Source organism: Arthrobacter sp. R4 (assembly GCF_051365025.1).
Classification (GTDB): domain Bacteria; phylum Actinomycetota; class Actinomycetes; order Actinomycetales; family Micrococcaceae; genus Arthrobacter.
This window is the reverse complement of sequence record NZ_JBLWIJ010000022.1, coordinates 147,065-169,851: the sequence shown is the minus strand read 5'-3', so window position 1 is coordinate 169,851 and position 22,787 is coordinate 147,065. Positions and strand designations below refer to the sequence as shown.

The 22,787-nt window shown below is 65.8% G+C and carries 16 protein-coding genes; 5 read left to right on the top strand and 11 right to left on the bottom strand.

The features are described 5' to 3' along the window. The first annotated feature begins 23 nt into the window (after positions 1–23). The 4 genes from ACLKOZ_RS14775 (at position 24) to ACLKOZ_RS14760 (ending at position 5,630) form a co-directional block, all read left to right on the top strand. Complete coding sequence (locus ACLKOZ_RS14775; RefSeq protein WP_436476033.1) at positions 24–674, top strand: DUF3000 domain-containing protein; 651 nt, start codon at positions 24–26, stop codon at positions 672–674. A 39-nt stretch (positions 675–713) separates the two neighbouring features. Continuing rightward, entirely contained in the window at positions 714–2,060 is a 1,347-nt protein-coding gene (locus ACLKOZ_RS14770; RefSeq protein WP_436476031.1) for an HRDC domain-containing protein, read from the top strand. A 121-nt stretch (positions 2,061–2,181) separates the two neighbouring features. After that, positions 2,182–3,459 (top strand): thiolase family protein, encoded by a 1,278-nt coding sequence (locus ACLKOZ_RS14765; RefSeq protein WP_337351430.1) that lies wholly within the window; start codon positions 2,182–2,184, stop codon positions 3,457–3,459. Further along, complete coding sequence (locus ACLKOZ_RS14760) at positions 3,456–5,630, top strand: 3-hydroxyacyl-CoA dehydrogenase NAD-binding domain-containing protein (protein ID WP_436476029.1); 2,175 nt, start codon at positions 3,456–3,458, stop codon at positions 5,628–5,630. The genes ACLKOZ_RS14765 and ACLKOZ_RS14760 overlap by 4 nt, the downstream gene beginning before the upstream one ends. Positions 5,631–5,683: 53 nt before the next feature. Here the strand turns inward: ACLKOZ_RS14760 and ACLKOZ_RS14755 are convergent, their stop codons facing one another. Genes ACLKOZ_RS14755 through ACLKOZ_RS14745 form a run of 3 tightly spaced genes read right to left on the bottom strand, consistent with a single transcriptional unit; the run spans position 5,684 to position 8,965 of the window. Then, positions 5,684–7,354: an ABC transporter ATP-binding protein gene (locus ACLKOZ_RS14755; RefSeq protein WP_436476027.1), complete on the bottom strand. Its 1,671-nt coding sequence runs from the start codon at positions 7,352–7,354 to the stop codon at positions 5,684–5,686. A 2-nt stretch (positions 7,355–7,356) separates the two neighbouring features. Beyond that, positions 7,357–8,100 (bottom strand): energy-coupling factor transporter transmembrane component T, encoded by a 744-nt coding sequence (locus ACLKOZ_RS14750; RefSeq protein WP_436476025.1) that lies wholly within the window; start codon positions 8,098–8,100, stop codon positions 7,357–7,359. A gap of 10 nt (positions 8,101–8,110) precedes the next feature. Beyond that, on the bottom strand, positions 8,111–8,965 hold the full coding sequence (locus ACLKOZ_RS14745; protein WP_436476023.1) for an ECF transporter S component: 855 nt from the start codon (positions 8,963–8,965) through the stop codon (positions 8,111–8,113). A 275-nt stretch (positions 8,966–9,240) separates the two neighbouring features. On the opposite strand from ACLKOZ_RS14745, the gene ACLKOZ_RS14740 reads away from it, so the two are divergent. Continuing rightward, complete coding sequence (locus tag ACLKOZ_RS14740) at positions 9,241–10,665, top strand: mycothione reductase (RefSeq protein WP_436476021.1); 1,425 nt, start codon at positions 9,241–9,243, stop codon at positions 10,663–10,665. A 22-nt stretch (positions 10,666–10,687) separates the two neighbouring features. Here ACLKOZ_RS14740 and ACLKOZ_RS14735 read toward each other — a convergent pair whose 3' ends face one another. The 8 genes from ACLKOZ_RS14735 to ACLKOZ_RS14700 all read right to left on the bottom strand — a co-directional run bounded on the left by ACLKOZ_RS14735 (position 10,688) and on the right by ACLKOZ_RS14700 (position 22,341). Continuing rightward, entirely contained in the window at positions 10,688–11,719 is a 1,032-nt protein-coding gene (locus ACLKOZ_RS14735; protein WP_436476019.1) for a nucleoside hydrolase, read from the bottom strand. Between the two features lie 25 nt (positions 11,720–11,744). After that, positions 11,745–12,722 (bottom strand): aldo/keto reductase, encoded by a 978-nt coding sequence (locus ACLKOZ_RS14730; RefSeq protein ID WP_436476017.1) that lies wholly within the window; start codon positions 12,720–12,722, stop codon positions 11,745–11,747. A gap of 11 nt (positions 12,723–12,733) precedes the next feature. After that, positions 12,734–13,294, bottom strand: coding sequence for a hypothetical protein (locus ACLKOZ_RS14725; protein ID WP_337347814.1), 561 nt, complete (start codon positions 13,292–13,294; stop codon positions 12,734–12,736). Then, positions 13,291–13,908 (bottom strand): DUF402 domain-containing protein, encoded by a 618-nt coding sequence (locus tag ACLKOZ_RS14720; RefSeq protein ID WP_436476015.1) that lies wholly within the window; start codon positions 13,906–13,908, stop codon positions 13,291–13,293. The genes ACLKOZ_RS14725 and ACLKOZ_RS14720 overlap by 4 nt, the downstream gene beginning before the upstream one ends. Beyond that, the gene (gene dxs / locus ACLKOZ_RS14715; RefSeq protein ID WP_436476013.1) at positions 13,905–15,878 is read right to left on the bottom strand and encodes a 1-deoxy-D-xylulose-5-phosphate synthase; all 1,974 of its coding nucleotides are present in this window, start codon (positions 15,876–15,878) and stop codon (positions 13,905–13,907) included. The genes ACLKOZ_RS14720 and dxs overlap by 4 nt, the downstream gene beginning before the upstream one ends. A gap of 130 nt (positions 15,879–16,008) precedes the next feature. Next, complete coding sequence (gene acnA, locus ACLKOZ_RS14710) at positions 16,009–18,819, bottom strand: aconitate hydratase AcnA (protein WP_436476011.1); 2,811 nt, start codon at positions 18,817–18,819, stop codon at positions 16,009–16,011. Positions 18,820–18,985: 166 nt separating this feature from the next. Beyond that, positions 18,986–20,377, bottom strand: a complete 1,392-nt coding sequence (locus ACLKOZ_RS14705; protein ID WP_436476009.1) for a class I SAM-dependent RNA methyltransferase — start codon at positions 20,375–20,377, stop codon at positions 18,986–18,988. Further along, positions 20,374–22,341 carry an APC family permease gene (locus ACLKOZ_RS14700; protein WP_436476112.1) on the bottom strand — a complete coding sequence of 656 codons (1,968 nt, stop codon included), beginning with the start codon at positions 22,339–22,341 and terminating at the stop codon, positions 20,374–20,376. The genes ACLKOZ_RS14705 and ACLKOZ_RS14700 overlap by 4 nt, the downstream gene beginning before the upstream one ends. Between the last annotated feature and the right edge of the window lie 446 nt (positions 22,342–22,787).

Here is a 22,787-nt window from a genome sequence, read left to right as displayed (position 1 = left end):
CGGCTGTTGCGTAACCTGCGAAGGTGAACGCACTCGCCCAGGTTCCCCCGGAGTTTCTCCACGCCTTGGGAACCCTCAGGAAAGCACAATGCCGCAGCGAACTGCGCCTGGCGGAGATTCCGGCACCGGCACGCCTGGCGCCCTTCGCTGTGGCGCTGGGTGCGGAGGTTATGGCCTCCGGAACCGCCGGCACCACCGCACCACTCCACGGCCCTGCGGCGATGGCACTCGCCGCCGCTGCCGGGACGGAAGATCAGGAGGACACCGAGCTTGCCACCGGCCGGTTCATCCTGCTGCACGATCCCGACGGCTCCGCCGTCTGGGACGGAGAGTTCCGGATCGTGACCTACATCCGTGCGCAGCTGGAGCCGGAGATGGGCAACGACGAAATGCTGGGCACCGTTGCCTGGACCTGGCTCGTGGAGGCCTTGGAAAACCACAAGGCTCCCTACCGTGCCGCCGGCCCCACCGCCACCCGTGTCCTTTCGGAGAGCTTCGGCACCCTCGCCGACAGGCCAGGGTCAATCGACATCGAACTGCGAGCATCCTGGACACCTGCCTCATCTGACGTCACGGCCCACCTGGAGGCGTGGTCGGACATGGTCTGCACGTTTGCGGGATTACCGCCGCTGCCGGACGGGGTCTCGGCGCTGCCGAACCGGCGCCGGAACTAGTCCGGCCCTGGACCACCTTGTCGGTAAACTGAAGGCACCATGACCCCTCACATTCCGGATAACACCACAGCCGGCGCTCCGGCTGCTGACACTACTCCCCACATCACCGTGGACGGCTTCGACAGCTCCATCCCCGTTGTCATCGACCTTGATGCTCCGCGCGACGGCGTGCCCTTGGTCATCGAAACGCAGTCCGGGCTGGAGCGGTGCGCCGCCGCCATCGCGGCCGGCACCGGACCCGCCGGGGTGGATGCCGAGCGCGCCTCCGGCTTCCGGTACGGCCAGCGCGCCTTCCTGGTCCAGATCCGCCGCGAAGGCTCCGGCACCTGGCTCATCGATCCTGAGCCCTTCGAGAACCTGGACATCATTAATGATGCCCTCCACGGGGTGGAATGGATCCTGCACGCAGCCAGCCAGGACCTGCCGTGCCTCTCCGAGCTGGGTATGTGGCCGGACAAGCTCTTTGACACCGAGCTTGCCGCGCGGCTCGCGGGCCTCCAGCGCGTTGGGCTCGCTGCGGTGATCGAGCAGCTGCTGGGCTTCGGCCTGGCCAAGGAACATTCCGCCGCCGACTGGTCCACCCGCCCCCTGCCTGAACCTTGGCTGCGCTACGCGGCACTGGACGTGGAGGTGCTCACCGAACTGCGTGAGGAGCTCATCGAACTGCTGGAGGCCGACGGAAAGCTCGAATTCGCGGAGCAGGAATTCGCGGCCATCCTGGCTGCCGGCGTAGCTCCGCCGCGGGTTGACCCGTGGCGCAAGACCTCCGGCCTGCACCAGGTCCGTGACCGGCGCCAACTCGCCGCGGTCCGGGAACTGTGGCTGGAGCGCGATTCGCTGGCGCAGAAACGCGATGTGGCGCCGGGCAGGCTCATTCCCGATTCCGCCCTGGTGGCGGCCGCGAAAGCCATGCCTTCCACCGTTCCCCAACTGCTCGGAACCAAGGGCTTCCACGGAAGGGCCGCCCAACGCGAGGCTCCGCGCTGGCTCCGCTGCATCGCGGCTGCCCGTGACCTGACGGACCTCCCCCCGCTGCACCTGCCCACCAACGCCCCGCCGCCGCCTCGCGTCTGGGCCGATCGGGATCCGGAGGCTGCCGCCCGGCTGGCCACGGCACGGCCACTGCTGCAGCAGAAGGCGGAACAAACTAACCTTCCGCTGGAAAACCTCCTGACACCGGACTACCTGCGCCGGATCGCCTGGCGGCCTCCCGCAGATATCACCGAAGAATCGGTATCCACGGAACTCCGCGACCTGGGCGCCCGTGAATGGCAGATCGGGCTGGTTGCCCCACTGATCACGGCGGCTTTCCGCAATCCCCAACCCTTGCCGCCCAAGGAGCCCAAAGAACCGAAGGAGCCGAAGGCAGCCGCGGCCGCCGGGTAACTTCCCCTCAGTGAGCCTTGCACACTAAGTTACTGGCGAGTAACATAGTGTCCACTGCCGTTCGGACCAGTGCTGCCCCTTGGCCACTGACCGGCGCCAACGTCTCGATGAGGAGTTATACGTGAGCCACCACGGAAGCAGCGGAAATCCGCGCACTGTCCGCGACGTCGTCTTTGTTGACGGCGTCCGCACACCCTTCGGCCGGGCCGGCGACAAAGGAATCTACGCTGGAACCCGCGCGGATGACCTGATGGTCAAATGCATCCGCGAACTTCTCCGCCGCAATCCGTCCCTGCCATCGGAGCGGGTAGATGAAGTTGCCGTTGCCGCCACCACGCAGACCGGTGACCAGGGCCTTACCTTGGGACGCACCGCGGCGCTCCTGGCCGGCCTCCCCCGCACGGTCCCCGGGTTCGCCATCGACCGCATGTGCGCTGGCGCCATGACTGCCGTGACCACCACCGCCAGCGGCATCGGCTTCGGTGCCTACGACGTCGTGATCGCCGGCGGCGTGGAGCATATGGGCAACCACCCGATGGGCTCAGGTGCCGATCCCAACCCCCGCTTTATGTCCGAGCGGCTCGTTGATCCCGCCGCCCTGAACATGGGCAACACCGCCGAGAACCTGCACGACCGCTTTCCCGCCATCACCAAAGGCCGCACTGACGCTTACGCCGTTGCCTCGCAGGACAAACTCGCCGCCGCGTACAGCAAGGGCCAGATCCAGCCCGACCTGGTGCCGGTGGCAACCCTCAAGCCGGGCGAAGGCTGGACCCTGAACAGCGTTGATGAGCCACCCCGGCCAGGCACCACGCTCGAGGACCTGGCCGCCCTGCGCACGCCTTTCCGGGCCCACGGCCGGGTCACGGCAGGCAACGCAGCAGGCCTGAATGATGGCGCCACGGCCGCGCTCCTGGCTTCTTCCGAAGCTGCCGCAGAGCTTGGGCTGCCCGTCAAGATGCGCCTGGTCAGCTACGCGTATGCAGGCGTCGAACCCGAAGTCATGGGCATCGGACCCGTCCCCGCCACCGAGAAGGCCCTGAAGAACGCCGGGCTCACCATCGATGACATCGGACTCTTCGAAATCAACGAGGCTTTCGCCGTGCAGGTCCTGAGCTTCCTGGACCATTTCGGGATCTCCGACGACGACCCCCGCGTCAACCGGTACGGCGGCGCCATTGCGGTGGGCCACCCGCTGGCCTCCTCCGGCGTGCGGCTGATGAACCAGCTCGCACGGCAGTTCCAGGAGGACCCCACCGTGCGCTACGGCATCACCACCATGTGCATCGGCCTGGGCATGGGCGCCACGGTCATCTGGGAAAACCCGCACCACGCCCAATACAGCGGAACCGCAGCCCCGCAGCAGACCGACGCCACTACCGAAGGAGCCGCAGCATGAGCGCCGCCGATTTCACCACGCTTGCCCAACTCTTCCCCGACGAAACCGTGACGCACTCCTACGTCCGGGACATCGAACTGCCAGCTGCCCCCGGCACGTCCAGCCCCGGGACGTTTGCCCTGATCACGTTGGACAACGGCCTGGACCACTCCAAACCCACCACCCTTGGGCCCAACACACTGGTGGAACTCGGGACAGTCCTGGAGGGACTAAAGGAGCGGGCCGCCCGGGGCGAGATTGTAGGCGTGGGCGTGACCGGCAAGCCGTACTTCCTTGTTGCCGGGGCGGACCTTTCCGCCGTGAAATCTTTGGAGAACCGGGAGCATGGCCTGTGGATGGCCCAGCTTGGACACGACGTCTACGCCACCCTCGCCAACCTCGGCGTCCCCAGCTTCGCGTTCATCAATGGTGTGGCCCTTGGCGGCGGCCTGGAGATCGCCCTGCAGTCCACCTACCGCACCGTGTCCACCGGCGCGGGGGCGCTGGCGCTTCCTGAAGCTGTGCTCGGCCTGGTTCCCGGCTGGGGCGGCGTCTACATCCTGCCGCGGCTCACCGGGCCCGAGAACGCCGTCAAGGTGATGATCGAGAACCCGCTCAGCAACAACCGGACCCTCACCGGGCCGGACGCTTTCCGGCTCGGCATCGCCGACGCCCTCTTCGAACCGGCGGACTTCCTGGAGCAGTCCCTAGCATGGGCAGCCAAGGTCATCACAGGTGAGGTGGTCCCGGAGCGGCCGAACGCCGTCGACCCTTCCGATCCCAAAGTTGCCGAACGCTGGGCCGCAGCCGTTAAGGCCGGCAGGGCGTTCGTGGAGGCTAAGACCTCCAACGCCTCCCCGGCACCGGCCAAGGTCCTGGACATCCTGGAAGCCAACCGCACTATGACGCAGGCGGCGTCCGCGGAGCTGGAATGCCAAACCCTTGCCGTGCTGATGCAGACCGACGAATTCCGCGCCACCGTGTACGCCTTCCTGGACCTGGTCCAGAAGCGTTCCAAGCGCCCGGCAGGTGCCCCGGACCGGAAGCTGGCACGCCCGGTCACGAAGATCGGCGTGGTGGGGGCAGGCCTCATGGCAAGCCAACTGGCGCTCCTGTTTGCGCGCCAGCTTAAGGTTCCGGTGGTGATGACCGACATCGACCAGGCCCGCGTGGATAAGGGTGTTGGTTATGTCCATGCCGAGGTGGATAAACTTCTCGGCAAAAAGCGGATCAGCCCGGACGCCGCGAACCGCACTAAGGCGCTGGTGTCGGGCTCCGTTTCCAAGGACACCTTTGCTGACGCCGACTTTGTGATCGAGGCCGTCTTCGAAGAGCTGAACGTCAAGAAGCAGGTGTTCGCCGAGGTGGAGGCGATCGTCTCGCCTGACTGCATCCTGGCCACCAATACGTCGTCATTGTCCGTGACTGACATGGCTGCTGATCTTGAACACCCGGAGCGGCTCGTAGGATTCCATTTCTTCAACCCGGTGGCTGTTATGCCGCTGCTGGAGATCGTACGGGCTCCCAGGACAGACGACGCCGTGCTGGCCACCGCCTTCGAGCTCGCCAAGGGCTTGAAGAAGACGGCTGTGCTGGTCAAGGACGCCCCCGCCTTTGTGGTCAACCGGATCCTGCTGCGGCTGATGGGCGAAGTGACGGCCGCCTTTGACGAGGGCACCCCGGCAGAGGTTGCCGACAACGCCCTGCGGCCTATGGGCCTGCCGATGACGCCGTTCACCTTGGGCGCCATGGTGGGCCTGCCGGTGGCGCAGCACGTCCAGGAGTCCCTGCACGCCGCTTTCGGCGACCGCTTTCCGGTGTCCGCAAACCTGAAGAAGCTGATCGACAACGGCGTGAAGTCGCTGTGGGCCCCCGCGGCCGACGGAACGCAGGAAATCCCGGACTCCACCCTGTCGCTGATGTCGTTCGGTACCTCGCCGTCCAACGGAGACGAGGTGCTGCACCGGGTCCAGGATGCCCTGGCCGAGGAAATCGGCCTGATGCTGGAAGAAGGCGTGGTGGCAGGTCCGGAGGACATCGACCTCTGCATGATCCTCGGCGCGGGCTGGCCCATGTTCCTGGGCGGCATCACCCCGTACCTGGACCGGGTTGGCGCCTCCGAGCGGGTGAACGGCAAGCGGTTCCTCGCACCGGGCACCGCATCCCGTTCCGCGGCGCCAGCAAGCGCGTAGCCTGCCCGTCCGGAACCGGCCAAGGCGTCAGGGAACCGGGATCTGGCCCGGGATCACTGGGAGGTCAGCGCGCGGCCGGACTCCAGGTGCACCAGCCGATGCGCAAGGGACCGCGCGTACTCGAGGTCGTGTGTGACCAGCACGACGGCGGCGCCCTCCGCGGCGGCACACCGGACCACGCGGTCCAGGACCGCCAGTCCATGGCCGTCCAGGGCTACGGTCGGTTCGTCCAGGGCAAGGACAGACGGGCGCCTGGCCAGCACGGTGGCCAGGGCCAGCAGGCGCTGGTGGGACGCGGGAAGTTCTGCCGGATGCCGGCCGGCGAGGTGATCCAGGCCGACGGCGGCGAGGGCCTCAGAGACGGCCCGCTCGGTTGCCGGGTCATGGCAGTGCCTCCCGGCAGCTCCCTGCGCGGCCGCCCATCTAAAGACTGGCCGGCGGCCTGGTTTCCGGCGGACCGGCCACCGTTCCATGCCGAAGCGGACTTCCCGTTCCACGGTGCGCGCGAACAGCTGGTCCCGGGGCTGCTGGAAGAGGAGCCCGACGTCGCCGGACACCCTTCCCGTTGGGTGCCCGGCGATGTCCTGCCCCTTGACCAGGACCGTCCCGGCCGTGGGCTGGAGCAGGCCGTTGAGGTGCCGCAGCAGTGTGGACTTTCCGGCACCGTTCGCTCCGGTGACAGCAACGATCTCGCCGGCGCGTACTTCCATGTTGAGGTTCTGAAGGACCACTGCCGCGGCGGGGTCCGGCTCTGTTTTGAGCCAGCGCCGGCGTTGTTGGCGGTAGCTGAACGAGACGCCACGCAGTTCGACCGCGGGCGGGCGGGGCACCATTGCTCCAAGGGCAGAGGCACTGAGAACGGTGGCACCAGCGACACGTGCATCAAGGCCAGGAGCACCGTTTCCCAGTTCTTCCGGGACCGGCAGGACACTGGCCCCCGTGCCCGGTCGCGGGCTCACTACGCCGGCCGTTGCCAACTCTCCGGAGCCGGCGACTTGGGCGGGCGTGCCCGTTATCGCCACCGTACCTCCGCTGAGCAGCACCCAGGTGTCGGCGTCGAGCAGCAAATCGTCCACCCTCTGGCTCAGGACCACGACGGCGGTGCCGTCCTTCACAAGGTTCCGCACCAGGAGCGCCAAGCGTTCGGCTCCTTCCCGGTCAAGGGAAGCGAACGGCTCGTCCATCACCAGCACGGCAGGCCCGGAAATGACGGCGCATCCGATGGCCAGGCGGCGCAGTTCGCCGCCGGAAAGCCTTGCCGGGTCCTTGTCCAGCAGGTGGTCCAGGCCGACCCTTGACGCCGTGCGCCCAACGGCGGCGGCCATTCCGGCCCGATCCATTCCCACGTTTTCCAACCCGAAGGCCAACTCTTCGGCAACCGTTGCGCGGACGCTGGAGAGGGCCGCCACGGCGTCCTGCGGCACGAAGCCCACCACGCGGCCCCACGTACCGGGGTTGATTCGTGGATCAGCTTCTCCCGTGAACTGCAGCCTCGTACCGCCAAGGTCGAGGAATCCCGTCAGGCTCCCGCCATTGCCGGGAAGCAGCCACCCGGCAATCAGGCGTCCCAGTGTTGATTTGCCGCTGCCGGAGCCGCCCAGCACTGCCGTCAGTGTGCCTGCACCGAGGGAAAGGTCCACACTGGCGAGGACGGGTTCCGTATCGCCGGGATAAATGAATGTTTCTATCCCCGCAGCCAGTACGGGGGTGGAGCTTTCCGCCATCCTCAAGAACCCACCCATGACTGCCCGAGGCGGACCACTGTTGCCGCAGCGGCCGCGAGCAGGAGGACCAGGCGCAGCCGGCGCTGGAACGGCGGATCGGGCACCTCACGGTAACTGGTGCGCGGCCCGGGTCCGCCGAAGCCACGGGCTTCCAGGGCAGCCGCCCGGGTGCCGGCCTCGTCCACCAATGACAGGACCAGCGGCACTGCCTGCCACCGGAAAGCTGTCATTCGCCGGAAAACGCCCCCTGTGATCACGAGGCCGCGGGCCTCCTGGGCATGCCTGATCCTGCCCAGCCGCGTGGTGATGGCCGGCAGCAGGGTCAGGGTGGAGGCCAGCACAAACGCGAAACGGGCATGAACGCCCCGGGCGGACAATGCGGCGACCAAGTCCGGAACGCTGATGGTAAAGGAGCACAACAGCAGCACGAGCACTGACGCGGAGAGCTGGGTAGCCCGGTCGAGGGCAAACTGCAGCCCTTCCACGGTGACCCGCGCCGGTCCCCATTGCGCCAGGACGGCAGCGCCTTCGGGAAAGAACAGTCCATGCAGGATGAAGAGCGACAACACGAGGGGAACCAGAATTCCCGCAGCAGCGGCCGCCATCCGGCGTTCCACTCCCGCGGCGACCGACAAGCACACTGCTGCGGCAATCACGGCGAGGGACAGCGGCAGGCTCGCTGCCGCCGTCGTCATCACTGCCGTGCTGCCGGCGGCGGCCAGCGATGTAAACGGATGGAGTCGCATCAGGGGAGGGTCAGGCGGCCTGGTCCGTAGGTGCGCCGGCGGTCTCTCTGGCGGGCCGGCCGGTTCCGTGGCCCGCCAACACGCGGTGGCGCGTCACGAAGGGGAACTGCAGGCGTGTACGGCGTGGCAGGGCATACACCAGGATGGCCACCAGGGTGAAGACGATGGCCTTGTCCATGGGATCCGAGATCAGGGCCTGCTTGGTAATGGCGGCCAGGAGCGTGTCCCCCATAGAGCGGAAGGCGCTCACGATGGCGCCGGTCGCCAGCCCCGACGTGCCGCCGAAGACAAAGGCGGCAATGGGCGCGGAGACAACACCCCCGATGATCCCGGTCAGGAAACCGGCCACCGGTGCCAGGTAAAAGCGGCGGAACAGTCCATACCGGGCGGCAAGGCCTGCCAGGCAGCCGATCAGGGCGGCGCCGGCAGCAAACGGGAGGACAGTCGGATTGAAGAAGGACCAGACGATACTGCTCAGCGCGCCTGTGGCGGCTCCGGCTGCCGGTCCAGCCAGGACCGCGATGAGGACCGTGCCGATGGCGTCAAGATAGAACGGCACCAGTGTGCTGCCTACAAACTGGCCCAGCACAATGTTCAGCACCAGCGCAACGGGAATCAGTACCAGCGTGGAGACGGGCAGCGTGGGCAGGACGGCAACAATCAGCAGGATGGCGCCAGCAAGGAACCCGGAGAGCGCGATCAGCGCCGAAGCGCTGCCCGGTCCGCCAGTGATGTCCGCGGGCTGGTTGAGCACAAGGTAGATGTAGGTGCCTGCGATGGCCAGTGCACCGAGGATTTCCAGCAACCGGCGTTTCCGGGCGGCGGCCGGGGTTGGGGATTCCAGCGTAAGGGAGGGCGATGACATGGCGTTCCTTCGAAGGTTCAGGCTGGGAAGCCCGGAAAGCCCGGGCAATGCGGAACGCCGCCTATGTCACCTCGGCGGCAACCGGCGCGTTTGGGTGCCGGCCGGTCCGCCATCCAGTCTACCGGCTGGTACCTCGCAGCTATCCGGCCGTTTTCGGCCGATTTCCGGCAGGCCGGCGTTCCGACGTCGGCCCAGCTCTGCCATAGACTCACGGAAAGGCCCACTCCACCACCCCACCCCCCCGTCCTGCGGAGGACCTCACGAAAGGCGGATGCATGCCCCACTACGACCTGGCCATCATCGGTTCGGGATCCGGAAATTCGCTGATTACTCCGTTCTGGGACGGCAGGAGGGTAGCGATGATCGACGGCGGCGTGTTCGGCGGTACGTGCCTGAACGTCGGCTGCATCCCCACCAAGATGTTTGTCTACCCGGCCGGGCTTGCCGCCACGCCCTCGGAAGCGGGCCGCCTCGGTGTGGACCTGAGCCTGGATAAGGTGCACTGGAATGATGTGCGGGACAGGATTTTTGGCCGGATCGATTCGATTTCCGAGTCCGGCCGGCGGTACCGGGCGGATGAACTCGACAATGTGGACCTGTACCAGGACCACGCTCGGTTCACGGGTCCCAGGACGCTCGTCACCGATTCAGGCGTGGAACTCACCGCGGACCGGGTAGTAGTGGCCGCCGGTTCCCGGGCCGTCCTGCCCGAAGTTCCGGGGATCGGCCTGCCGCAGGTACATACCTCCGATACCGTCATGCGCATTGACGGCCTGCCGGGGAGAGTGGTGGTTGTGGGCGGCGGCTACATCGCGGCGGAGTTTGCCGCGGTGTTCCATGGCTTCGGCGCCGACGTCACCCAGGTAAACCGTTCCGGCAGACTGCTTCGCGGCAACGACCGGGAGATCGCCGGGCGTTTCGCAGCCGCAGCCGCCAGCCGCTGGCGGCTGGAGCTTGGATACGCGCTCCAGGCTGTGGAGGACAACGGCGACGGCTCGGTTACGGTCGTTTTCTCCGATGATGATGGCACGCCGCTACGCATCCGGGCGGATATCGTCCTGATGGCCACGGGGCGGGTGCCTAACACGGACCGGCTGGGCGTGGAGGCTGCCGGCTTTGACCTGGACGGGGACCGCACTCTGTCCGTGGACCGCCACCTCAGGGTCCTCTCCAACGGGCAGCCTGTGGACGGCGTGTACGCCCTGGGCGACATCGCGAACAGCTACCAGCTCAAGCACGTCGCCAACCGCGAAGCCCGGGTGGTGGCGAACAACCTCGAACACCCGGACCGGCTCCGGCCCATCGACTACACGGCAGTGCCGTTTGCCGTGTTCTCCAACCCACAGGTGGCTTCCGTCGGCCTGACCGAAGATGACGCCCGCTCGCAGGCAGCGCCAGGGACGGAGATTGTTACGGCGGTCCAGGACTACGGCTCCACCGCCTACGGCTGGGCCATGGAGGACGAGGAAGGGGTGGTCAAGCTCGTCGCCGAGAAGTCCACCGGACGCCTGCTCGGAGCCCACATCATGGGCCGCGAAGCCTCCATCCTCATCCAGCCACTGGTCCAGGCGATGGCCACGGACGTGCCGGTCCATACGCTGGCGCGCGGCCCCTACTGGATCCACCCGGCTTTGACCGAGGTGGTGGAGAACGCCTTGCTGGCCCTGGACGTGGATCTGCCTGACGACGCTCCGCTGTAGGACTGACAGGTCACTGCCGGACTTACCGTTCGTACAGCCGGGCTGCGAGGGCGCCGACGGACCGGATGAGTTCCTGGAAGGCCTGTTCAGGGTTGTTCCCGGACACCACCCGGGCGTTGGGCGGATGTCCCCACAGCTTGCGGTAGTCCGCCACGGTGGTCCCCATCAACAAGGTGGACTCGACCTCGACGTCGACGGTTGCCGTCCGGGTGCTGTACTCCAGCGTGCAGGCTGCCACGCCTGCGGCGAAGAAGTCGTGGACATGCGCCAGGTACCCCTGGTCATAGTGCCGGTGGAACTCAAAGTAGAACCGCAACGCATCGGACAGGTGCCGCACCAGCGGGTTCTCGGACGTGCTCCGGAGCCCCTCGGGCTGCTCGGGAAGCACAAGTTCCTCCACGGCGCAGCCCGCCGCCGCGGAAAGCCGCCTTATGTGCTCGGGCCGCATCTCGATCCGCTCCGTGGTGTCCAGCGAGCAGACAATGGGGAGCCGGTCCTCCGGCAGCCCGCGGAACGCCGCATAGACTTCCTTGGCCGCATGCGGGTCCACATGGGTGTTCCACTCTGCCGTGGGCGTGGTGTTTCCCTGGTGGTAGAAACTTCCGCCCATGATCACCACCCGTTTCAGCAATTCCGGCAACCGCGGTTCACGTCGGATGGCCAGGGCGAAATTCGTCAGCGGCGCCGTAATCAGCGCCGTCAGCTCCCCCGGGCGGGCGCGTGCTGCTTCCACCCAGACATCGGCGGCGTGCCGAGCGGACACTGACCCGGACGGCGGTGGCAACACGGCGTGTCCAAGACCTTGGGGTCCGTGGGTCTCCGGGGTGGTCACGAGGGGGACGGAAAGCGGAACTTCGGCGCCAACGGCGACCTCAACCCCAGGACGCCCGCACAACTCCAGCATGGCCAGCGTGTTCAAGGCCACTTGGCGCAGGCCCGCGTTTCCGGGGGTCGCAGTCACAGCCACGAACTCCACTTCCGGCAGCGAGGCCAGGTACGCCAGTGCCAAGGCGTCGTCTATCCCGGTATCCACATCCAGCAGCAGCCTGGTCATCGGCGTCGTTCCCTCATGCCGTTTCCTAGAAGAGTGCCACTTTGGGGACTTTGGGGAAGATGTCATCCAGTTCCGCAAGGTCCGCCGGGGTCGGCACCCAGGCCACGGCCTCCGCGTTCTGGCGGACCTGTTCGGGCCTGGTGGCCCCCGCGATCACGCTGCTGACCGACGGCTGGGCCGCGAGCCAGGAGAAGGCCACCTGAACCTCCGACAGGCCACGCTGTTCGGCGAAGGCGCTGAACCGTGTGAGCTGGCCCCAGTCGGCGTCGTGCACCAGATGGGTCCGGGTATGGCTGAGCCGGGTGCCTTCCGGCGCCGTGTCCGGCGAGTATTTTCCGGTAAGGAGCCCGTTGGCCAACGGGAAGTAAGGCAGGACGCCAAGGCCATACGCCTCGGCTGCGGGGGTGACTTCCAGCTCCGCCCGCCGGTCCAGGAGGTTGTAGTGGTTCTGGGTGGAGATGAACCGGGCACCCCCGGCGGTACGTGCGACGAACTCAGCTTCGGCGATCTGCCAGCCGGCGCGGTTTGAGTGCCCGATGTACCGCACTTTCCCACTCGTCACCAGGTCATCGAGCGCCGAGAGGGTTTCTTCGATCGGCGTCAGCGGGTCCGGAGTGTGGAACTGGTACAGGTCGATCCAGTCGGTGCCCAGCCGCCGGAGCGATGCCTCCGCCGCGCGGATGATGTAGCTGCGGGAGCCGCGGGCGCCGAAATCGCGGCCATTGGCCCCGTGAATGTCCATCCCGAACTTGGTGGCCACCACGGCTTCGTCCCGCCGCCCGGCCAGAGCCTTGCCCAGCATGGTCTCGCTGAGGCCGGGCTCGCGCCCGTAGGTGTCCGCCACGTCGAAGAGAGTCACACCGGCGTCGAGGGCGGCGTGGACGACGGCGTCAGTGGCCTCCTGGGACTCGGTGGCCGTATGGGCCCGGCCCAGGTTATTGCAGCCCAGGCCCACAACAGAAACGGTGAGGCCGGAGTTTCCGAGGCGGCGGTATTCAGTCATCGACTTCCGTCCTAGAGGCTGAAGCTGTTGGCTGGCTTCGCCGAGTGCTTGAGCTTGAAGCTGTCCGGATCAGTGAAGGGTGCGGCGCCAATGCTGAGCTTGGTGAAGTCCAAATCCTCGCCGCGGCTGCAGACCTTGATCGCGTTGACGGCTTTGTTTACGTCGGGGCAAAGGCAGAAGATGTTCAGCTTGTAGTCGCTGAATTCCGAGCGTTCCACCGTGCCCAGCCCGCGCCACGCCAGGTGGCTGATGAGGGCATCCTTCGCCTTCTCCTCAAGGTAGCGGTCGCGGTCGGTGCCCTCCTTGGTCTTCAGGGCGAACTGGGCTACCACCCAAAACTGCTCCTCGTCGGGGATTTCGGCGTAGCCGTCCTCCGCGCACTGCACGGCAAACGCATCCATCAGGCCCTCCGCCGCGGCGGCGTCGGCGACGTCGGTTTCTTCGGTCTTGCTCTGGTGGCCCACAACGCCATAGTTCATCACGAACTGGCTGTAGTCCTCGTCGAACCAGCCTTCGCGGAAGTGCAGCACTCCCTCATCGTCCCGTTTGTAGACCCTGATGATTCCGCTCATGACCGTCCCTTCGTGAACCATTCGACATCTGTTCCGTCGAACGGTGCGTGCTGTGCCTTGACGGCCTGGTAAAGCTCATCCGCGGCGGCCTGGATGTCATCCACCAGCCGGTCCGGGTAATTCATGGCGATGCGGTGCTCGGCGAACTCGTCCTGGTCATCGATAAAGACGCCGCGGCCCGCCATGCGGATGACATCCAAATCCATGTCGATCACATGGAACTCGGTGACGGCGGGCCGGATGTCCGTCCACTCGTGGGCAACGGCGAGGTCAACGTAGACACGGACCCCGTTGGGGTGGGCGTCGTCATAGAACGTGGCCACCCAGTCGCCGGAGCGCGGCACCAGCAGCACTGCATCGGACCGGGTGTAGAACGCGGCGCCGGGCCGGGAGCAGAATTCGTTGGTTCCCTGGAAAATCCACCAGCCGTGCCGGTCCTCACCCAGATAGCGGCCCGGGACCGCCCAGTGGGCCTTGCCGTTCCATTTGCGGTTCCGGGCCACCACTAATTGGCCGGGCTGCAGCGGGCCCGGAACGCGTGTGGTGCTGCTATGTATCGCCGGTCCGCTTTCACCGGTTGCCCCCGGGTACTTCAGTGCGTCTTCTTCCCTCACAGAATCGGAAGGCTGCCGGTGGTGGGGTGTTGCTGGCCCGGGAGGGGACGCGCAAACGGAACCTTGGTGCCCAAAACCTGCGCGACGACGTCGTGCGTTATTTGCTGGGCGGTCAGCCCGACGCGCTCCAGGACCTGGCTCCTGGTGCCGTGGTCAAGGAACTCCACGGGCAGGCCAACCTCGTTCAGGGCAGTGTCCACCCCGGCGGCGCGCATTTCCTGCCTGATCCGCGACCCCACTCCGCCTGCGCGGACGCCGTCCTCAATGCAGATGACCAGACGGTGATGGGAGGCCAGCGCGATGATGGAACGGCGGACCGGCAGCACCCAGCGCGGGTCCACCACGGTGGTGCTGATTCCCTGCGCGCCGAGGCGGTTGGAAACGTCCAGGGCAAGTTCGGACATGGCCCCGACGCTGACGATCAGGACGTCGTTTTCAGTGGAACCGGACGGACGTCGGGCCAGGACATCCACGCCGTCGCTTAGCCTTTCGATGGCTTCGACTTCGGCGCCCACGGTGCCCTTGGAGAAGCGCACCACGGTGGGGGCGTCACTGATGGCTACAGCCTCGCGGAGTTCCTCCCGCAGACGGGAGGCGTCGCGCGGGGCTGCGAGGTGCAGTCCCGGCACAATCTGGACCATGGCCATGTCCCACATGCCGTGGTGGCTTGCGCCGTCGGGCCCGGTGACGCCTGCCCGGTCCAACACGATGGTGACGCCGGCCTTATGCAGGGCGACGTCCATCAGCAGTTGGTCGAACGCGCGGTTCAGGAACGTGGCGTAGACGGCCACCACCGGGTGGAGCCCGCCGAAGGCCATGCCGGCGGCGGAGGTCAAGGCGTGCTGTTCGGCAATTCCGACGTCGATCACGCGGTCGGGATGCCTGGCGGCAAATTTGTGCAGGCCCACGGGGATCAGCATGGCGCCGGTGAGGCCCACGATGTCAGGCCGCTCATCGGAAATTTCGGCGATCTCGTCAGCGAAGACGGAGGTCCAGGACTGGGCGCCGGCACTGCCCGTGGGCTCGCCCGTCTCGGGGTCGATGATGCCGACGGCGTGGAACTGGTCCGCCTCATGGGCGCGGGCGGGAGCGTAGCCGTGGCCCTTTTCGGTCATGGCGTGGACAATGACCGGGCCCGCGTAGTTCTTGGCTGTGGACAGGGCGTGCTCCATGGCCTGGAGGTTGTGCCCGTCCACGGGGCCGATGTATTTCATGCCGAGGTCCTCGAACATGCCTTGGGGCGCCCACCAGTCCTTGATGCCCTTTTTCATGGCATGCAGGCTCTTGTAGGTGAACTGCCCCACGGGGCCGCTGTTCTGGAGCTTCTTTTTCCACCAGTCCAGGGTCCCCTCATAGGCGGGGGCGGCGCGGAAGGAGTCGATGGTGGGACGCAGCGATGCCAGGTAGTCGGCGAAGCCGCCGACGGTGGGCGCATAGGAGCGGCCGTTGTCGTTGACCACGATCACCACGCGGCGGCGTTTATCGGCCGCGATGTTGTTGATGGCTTCCCAGGCCATGCCGCCGGTCAGGGCACCGTCGCCTACCACCGCGACGGTGTACCGGTCGCCTTCCCCGGTGAGCTGCCGGGCCCGGGAGATACCGTCCGCCCAGGACAGGGACGAGGAAGCGTGTGAGCTTTCGACGATGTCGTGCTCGGATTCGGCCCGGGACGGGTAGCCTGACAGGCCGCCTTCCTGACGGAGTGTGCTGAAGTCCTGGCGTCCGGTGAGGAGCTTGTGCACGTAGGACTGGTGGCCGGTATCGAAAACGATACTGTCCCGCGGCGAGTCAAAGATGCGGTGCACGGCCAGCGTCAGCTCAACCACCCCAAGGTTGGGTCCAAGGTGTCCACCGGTCTGGGAGACGTTCGTGATCAGGAAACTCCTGATCTCACCGGCGAGTTCCGCCAGCTGCTTTTCGGACAACTCGTTCAGGTCCTGCGGATTCCGGATGGCGTCCAAGAGTCCCAATGACCCCTCCTTCAGGTGGTAGACGTGCCTGTTAACTCTAACGCCTCGGCTCAAATCCAAAGCCGAAGCCCCGGCTGGTCGGTGACCGGCCGGGGCTTCGTCAGGGTGTTTGCCTGAGTACAGAAAGCCGCTAGTTGGCGGAAATCTGACGCAGGACGTACTGCAGGATGCCGCCGTTGCGGTAGTAGTCGGCTTCGCCCGGGGTATCAATGCGCAGGACGGCATCGAAGGACTTGGCGGTGCCGTCCTCAGCGGTGGCGGTCACCTTAAGGGTCTTGGGCGTGAAGCCCTCGTTTAGCCCGGTGACGCCTTCCACCGCAAAAACCTCAGTGCCGGTCAGGCCCAGGGTTGCTGCGCTTTCTCCGGCCGGGTACTGCAGGGGCAGGACGCCCATGCCGATCAGGTTGGAGCGGTGGATGCGCTCGTAGCTTTCGGCGATGACTGCCTTGACGCCCAGGAGCGCGGTGCCCTTGGCTGCCCAGTCACGGGAGGAACCGGAGCCGTACTCCTTGCCTGCCAGGACCACCAGCGGGATGCCGGCTGCCTGGTAGTTCTGGGCGGCGTCGTAGACGTAGGCCTGCGGGCCGTCAGCCTGGGTGAAGTCGCGGGTGAAACCACCCTCGACGCCGTCCAGGATCTGGTTCTTGATGCGGATGTTCGCGAACGTGCCGCGGATCATGACTTCGTGGTTTCCCCGGCGCGAACCGTAGGAGTTGAAGTCCTTGCGCTCCACACCGTTGGCCAGGAGGTACTGGCCGGCCGGGGTGTCCGACTTGAAGGAGCCGGCCGGGGAGATGTGGTCAGTAGTGACCGAATCGCCCAGCTTCAGCAGCACGCGTGCACCGGAGATGTCCTGGACGGGCTCCGGCTGGGCCTTCATGCCCTCGAAGTACGGGGGCTTCCGGACGTAGGTGGACTTCGGGTCCCAGGCGAACGTGTCGCCGGCGGGGGTGTCGAGAGCCTTCCAGCGGTCGTCGCCGTCGAAGACACCCTCGTAGCCGCGGGCGAACATGTCCTTGTCGATCGAGGAATCGATGACCTGCTGGACCTCGACCGGGTTGGGCCAGATGTCCTTCAGGAAAACGTCGTTGCCGGCCTCGTCCTTGCCCAGGGAATCGGTGTCGAAGTCGAAGTCCATGGAACCGGCCAGGGCGTAGGCGATGACCAGCGGCGGGGAGGCCAGGTAGTTCATCTTCACGTCCGGGTTGATCCGGCCTTCGAAGTTGCGGTTGCCGGAGAGCACCGCGGTGACCGAGAGGTCGTTGGCCTGGATGGCCTCGGAAATTTCGGTGTCCAGCGGGCCGGAGTTGCCGATGCAGGTGGCGCAGCCGTAGCCCACGATGTAGAAGCCGAGCTTCTCCAGGTACGGGGTCAGGCCGGACTTCTCGTAGTAGTCGGTGACGACCTTGGAGCCGGGAGCAACAGAGGTCTTGACCCACGGCTTGGACGTCAGGCCCTTGTCAACGGCGTTGCGTGCCAGCAGTGCGGCGGCAAGCATGACGGAGGGGTTGGACGTGTTGGTGCAGGACGTGATGGAGGCGATGGAAACTGCTCCGTGGTCCAGCTCGAACTCGCGGCCGTCTTCGGTCTTGATGTGGACCGGGTTGGACGGGCGTCCGTTGGCGCCGTTCGCGGCGGAGACCACGCGTGCGGTTTCCGTGGTGTGGGAATCAGCGTGCGTGAACGATGGCGCATCCGAGGCCGGGAAGGACTCTTCCAGGGACTCGTCCACGCTGCCGTCTTCGATGGCCACGTAGTTGTGGATGTCCTTGCGGAACTGCTCCTTGGCATCGGTCAGCTCAATGCGGTCCTGGGGACGCTTGGGGCCGGAGATGGAGGGAACAACCGTGGACAGGTCCAGCTCGAGGTACTCGGAGAACTTGATCTCACGCGACGGATCGTGCCAGAGGCCCTGTTCCTTGGCGTAGGACTCCACGAGCGCCACGTTTTCGTCCGAGCGGCCGGTGAGGCGCAGGTAGTCCAATGTGACGTCGTCGATCGGGAACATTGCGGCGGTGGAACCGAATTCCGGGCTCATGTTGCCGATGGTGGCGCGGTTGGCCAGCGGCACCGCGGCGACACCCTCGCCGTAGAATTCCACGAACTTGCCCACAACACCGTGCTTGCGCAGCTGCTCGGTGATGGTCAGCACGACGTCGGTGGCGGTGGCTCCGGCCGGGATGGACCCGGTCAGCTTGAAGCCGACGACGCGCGGGATGAGCATCGAGACGGGCTGGCCCAGCATGGCCGCTTCGGCTTCAATGCCGCCAACGCCCCAGCCCAGGACACCCAGGCCGTTGACCATGGTGGTGTGCGAGTCAGTGCCCACGCAGGTGTCGGGGTAGGCGCGCAGGGCACCGTCCACCTCGCGGGTCATGACCGTGCGGGCCAGGTATTCGATGTTGACCTGGTGCACAATGCCGGTTCCCGGGGGAACAACCTTGAAGTCATCGAAGGCGGTCTGGCCCCAGCGGAGGAACTGGTAACGCTCGCCGTTCCGCTGGTATTCGATCTCCATGTTGCGCTCCAGTGCGCCGGAGTTACCGAAAGCATCGATCTGCACGGAGTGGTCGATGACCATCTCTGCAGGAGCGAGGGGGTTGACCCGCTTGGGGTCGCCACCGAGCTCCTTGACCGCTTCACGCATCGTCGCCAGGTCAACCACGCAGGGAACACCGGTGAAGTCCTGCATGATCACCCGTGCAGGCGTGAACTGGATTTCTGTATCTGGCTGGGCATCAGGATCCCAGCCAGCCAAGGCACGAACGTGATCGGCAGTGATGTTCGCGCCGTCCTCGGTCCTCAACAGGTTTTCAAGCAATACCTTGAGGCTGAACGGAAGGTTTTCTGCACCTTCAACGGAGTTCAACCGGAAAATTTCGTATTCGGTTCCGGCTACATTAAGTTTGCCTTTTGAACCGAAGCTGTCCACAGTGCTCATCGCAGGACTCCTCTCGCAACAGTTTCATCTTTGTCGCGCGGTTGACCGCTTGCTAGTTAGGCAGGCCTAATTAGTGCGTGCCCGCAAAAATTACATGGGGTCACCCGTGAATACGGAGCGCGACGTGGGACTACTAAGGGCCATAGTAGTCCAAATAACTGCGGCGTCAGCGGCTCGGCACCAGTAAAGCCACCGTCTCCAGGTGGTGGGTGTGCGGGTACAAGTCCAGGGCGCGCAGCCCCGCCAGCGACCATCCTCCCTGCTGGAAGTAACCCACGTCACGGGCGAAGGATGCAGGATCACACGACACATAGGCAATGGCCCGCGGACTCGCGGCCATCAGCTGGCCTACGACGGCCTTGCCTGCACCGGCACGTGGCGGGTCCAGCACCAGGGCATCAAAATTGCGTGGTTTCTGGCGGAGGATGCGTTCCACCCGCCCTTGGGCAATCTCCACCTGCGGCGCCCCGTGCAGGTTCTTTCGGGCGTCCTTGCTGGTGCCGGGAGCGCCTTCCACCGACAGTACAGAGCCTGTTTCGCCCACCGCATCAGCCAACGGCGCCGTGAAAAGTCCGGCGCCTGCATAGAGATCTGCCACCACGGAACCGGGCGAAAGGAAGCCACCGTCGTGCAGGAATCCTGTGACGGCCCCCACAAGTGCTTCGGGCGCGTCGCGGTGGATCTGCCAGAAGCCGGCGCCGGTGACCCGGTATTCGTGCCCCGCGGCGGATTCCTGCACCCAGGTGCGTCCCCGCAACTGCTGGACGTCGTCCGTGAGCGGATCGAAGGTGGCCACCGAGACATCCTCCGGAAGCTGGGCGGCAATGGCGCTCAGCCGCTTTGGCTTCGTCCCGGGAGCCGGGGCAAGCAGCACCAGGGGACGTGAACCGTTGGCCGGTGCGGCCACCTCCACGCGCTCGATCCCCTGCAGGTCAATATTCCACAGCCGCAGCCGGTTGATGCCGGCAGAGGCGAGCGGCATCTCCCGCAGCGCAATGATGTGGTCGGAGCGGTGGGCGTGCATGCCCAGTTTTCCGGCAGCGGTGACCGAGAAACTGGCCCGCGTCCGCCACCCGAGGCCAGTGTCGGCGTCGTACGTTGGGTCCGCCCCCGCACTGTTCCCTGCCACCGCCTCAACGGTGACCTCACCGCCCGGGAACTGGCCGACGGCGGCGAGCCGCTGAAGCTGTTCGGTCAGGACTGCGGCCTTCAGGCTTCGCTGGCGTTCCAGCGCTATATGGCCGAACTCGGCGCCGCCCACCGGCGGGTGGCCGTGGGTCCAGGCGCGTCGGGAGTCGGCCGCGTGCCAGAAGTGCTCCACCCGGTCCGGGGACGCCTCGAGGACTTCCACCGCGTCGGCGCGCCAGAATTTGGCTGCTTCACCGGCGTCGGTCAGCCGGGCGCGGACTTTTTCGCCGGGGATGGCGTGCCGCACGAAGATCACCCTGCCCTCATGCCGGGCCACGCAGTGGCCGCCGTGGGCCACAGGGCCGACGTCGAGCACCAGTTCCTTAACCTCGGTAGTGGAAGGGAACTGGGTCTGGGTATGCGAGCTCATTGGATATCCTGCAGGTTCTTGGCTTCTTCGGATGATTTCAGCTGCCACGGAACACTGGCCACCATCACGCCGGGTTCGAAGTGCAGCCGGGTCTTGATGCGCAGCGCAGTCTGGTTGTGGACGAGTTGTTCCCACCATTTGCCCACGACATATTCGGGGATGTAGACCACGATGAGGTCGCGGGGGGAATCGCGCCGCATGTTTTTGACGTACTCCATGATGGGCGTGATGGTCTCCCGGTACGGGCTTGCCAGCACGGTCAGCGGGACGGGGATGTCCAGCTTTTCCCAGTCGGCCACGGTGTGGGCGGTTTCCTCGGCGTTGATGTCCACGGTGATGGCGTCAAGCCTCGACGGCCGCGACGCTCTGGCGTAGGCCAGCGCACGGAGCACGGGCTTGCGCACATGGGATACCAGCAGGACGGCGTGGACCCGGGACGGCAGGGCACGCGGAGAGGAATCCTCATCCACGGCCAGTTCCTTGGCCACGTTGTCATAGTGTGCGCGGATGCTCCACATGATCAGGAACAGGACAAACATGGCCAGCAGCGCGATCCAGGCGCCCTGCTCGAACTTGGTGATGAGGACGATGACCAGCACCAGGGCTGTCATGCCAAAGCCGATGCTGTTGATGGTCCGCGACTTCGCCATCCGCAGCCGGACGGTCTTGTCCTTGGCGAGCTTGAGCTGCCTCCCCCAGTGCCTGATCATGCCCAGCTGGCTGAGCGTGAACGAGATAAAGACGCCCACGATGTAGAGCTGGATCAGCTTGGTGACATCGGCGTTGAAGGCGATGATCAGCACCAGCGCACCGGCCGCCAGGGCCAGGACACCGTTACTGAATGCCAGCCGGTCTCCCCTGGTCCGCAGCTGGCGGGGCAGGTAGCCGTCCTGGGCCAGGATGGAGCCGAGCACCGGAAACCCGTTGAAGGCCGTGTTCGAGGCAAACACCAGGATCACGCCGGTGGCAGCCACCACAATAAAGAAGGCGACGGACCCGGGCCCGAAGATGGTCTGGGCGATCTGGCTGATGGCAGGACTCTGGATGTAGCCCTCCGGCAGCGGCAAGCCGTTCACCAGGAACTCCGTTGCCGGGTCCAGCACAATGTGGACCTTCGTGGCATTGGCCAGGTAGATGATGCCGGCGAGCATTGACGCCCCGATGAGGCCAAGCAGCAGCAAGGTGGTGGCGGCGTTCTTGCTCTTAGGCACCTTGAAGTTGGGCACGCCGTTGCTGATCGCTTCCACGCCGGTGAGCGCCGCGGCGCCGGAGGAGAACGCCCGCAGCAGCAGGAAGGCGCCGGCAAGGCCCACGAGTCCTTCATCAAAACCCGGGGCAGGGACAATCGTGAATCCCGCGGAGGGCGCTTCACGCAGCTGGCCGGTGGCGGCCTGGAAGATGCCCACCGCCGTCATGCCCAGGATCGAGGCCATGAAGATATATGTGGGGACGGCGAAGAGGGTGCCGGCCTCCTTGACTCCGCGGAGATTGACCAGGGCAAGGATGACGACGCCGATGGTGGCGAAGAGCGCCTGTTGCCCGTGCAGGGAAGGCACAGCCGTGGTCAGGTAGGTGGCGGCCGAGGACATGGAGACGGCCACGGTCAGGACGTAGTCGACCAGGAGTGCCGAGGCCACCGTAAGCCCCGCGAACTTGCCGAGGTTCTCGTTGGCGATTTCGTAGTCGCCGCCGCCGGACGGGTAGGCGTGCACGTTTTGGCGGTATGACGCCACCACAGTCAAGAGCACCACCATAACCGCGAGGCCCACCCACGGTGAGAATGCCACTGCACTGACGCCGGCGAGGGCAAGGGTCAGGAGGATTTCATCCGGCGCGTACGCAACGGAGGACAGGGCGTCGGAGGCGAAGACCGGAAGGGCGATCCGTTTGGGGAGCAGGGTGTGGGCGAGCCTGTCGTTCCTGAAGGGCCGGCCCACCAGCACTCTTTTTATGGCGTTCAGCATTGTCAACACGTTTGTTCCTTGAGACTACTCACGACGCCCCACTTCTGTTGAGCACTAGAGCAACCTTACGACACTGCCGTCAGACCGGATCAGGGCCCAGACGCACCGTAGGCATCCACACAAACCCGCGGCAGTCCAGTCATAGCGCAACAGGCGGTCACCGGCCTAGACCACACGCGTCCGTCGGCTGCTATAGCCAATGATTTTGGCGGCGATAAGGGCTTCAAAGCGGCACTTGCCAGCAATTTGACTTGAATAAGGTACACCAGGGTGTGCGCCGCGGCATGGCAGGAAAAGATCAGCCGCCGACGTGCCGGCGAAACCCCGGAATCGCCCGTGCCGTGCACGTGAAAGCCAGGAAACAGGGTGTTTTTTCTCACTGTTCGACGCCTTGCACCCGCCAACGGCCGGTCAATAGCGTGGCCACCACCCACCGGACAAACGAA

Bases quoted from the DNA above. Each gene is read 5' to 3' on its own strand.
- ACLKOZ_RS14750 (WP_436476025.1), bottom strand. From the start codon at position 8,100: ATGCGACTCCATCCGTTTACATCGCTGGCCGCCGCCGGCAGCACGGCA.
- ACLKOZ_RS14755 (WP_436476027.1), bottom strand. From the start codon at position 7,354: ATGGCGGAAAGCTCCACCCCCGTACTGGCTGCGGGGATAGAAACATTC.
- ACLKOZ_RS14740 (WP_436476021.1), top strand. From the start codon at position 9,241: ATGCCCCACTACGACCTGGCCATCATCGGTTCGGGATCCGGAAATTCG.
- ACLKOZ_RS14700 (WP_436476112.1), bottom strand. From the start codon at position 22,341: ATGCTGAACGCCATAAAAAGAGTGCTGGTGGGCCGGCCCTTCAGGAAC.
- acnA (WP_436476011.1), bottom strand. From the start codon at position 18,819: ATGAGCACTGTGGACAGCTTCGGTTCAAAAGGCAAACTTAATGTAGCC.
- ACLKOZ_RS14735 (WP_436476019.1), bottom strand. From the start codon at position 11,719: ATGACCAGGCTGCTGCTGGATGTGGATACCGGGATAGACGACGCCTTG.
- ACLKOZ_RS14730 (WP_436476017.1), bottom strand. From the start codon at position 12,722: ATGACTGAATACCGCCGCCTCGGAAACTCCGGCCTCACCGTTTCTGTT.
- ACLKOZ_RS14760 (WP_436476029.1), top strand. From the start codon at position 3,456: ATGAGCGCCGCCGATTTCACCACGCTTGCCCAACTCTTCCCCGACGAA.
- ACLKOZ_RS14725 (WP_337347814.1), bottom strand. From the start codon at position 13,294: ATGAGCGGAATCATCAGGGTCTACAAACGGGACGATGAGGGAGTGCTG.
- ACLKOZ_RS14705 (WP_436476009.1), bottom strand. From the start codon at position 20,377: ATGAGCTCGCATACCCAGACCCAGTTCCCTTCCACTACCGAGGTTAAG.
- ACLKOZ_RS14745 (WP_436476023.1), bottom strand. From the start codon at position 8,965: ATGTCATCGCCCTCCCTTACGCTGGAATCCCCAACCCCGGCCGCCGCC.
- ACLKOZ_RS14770 (WP_436476031.1), top strand. From the start codon at position 714: ATGACCCCTCACATTCCGGATAACACCACAGCCGGCGCTCCGGCTGCT.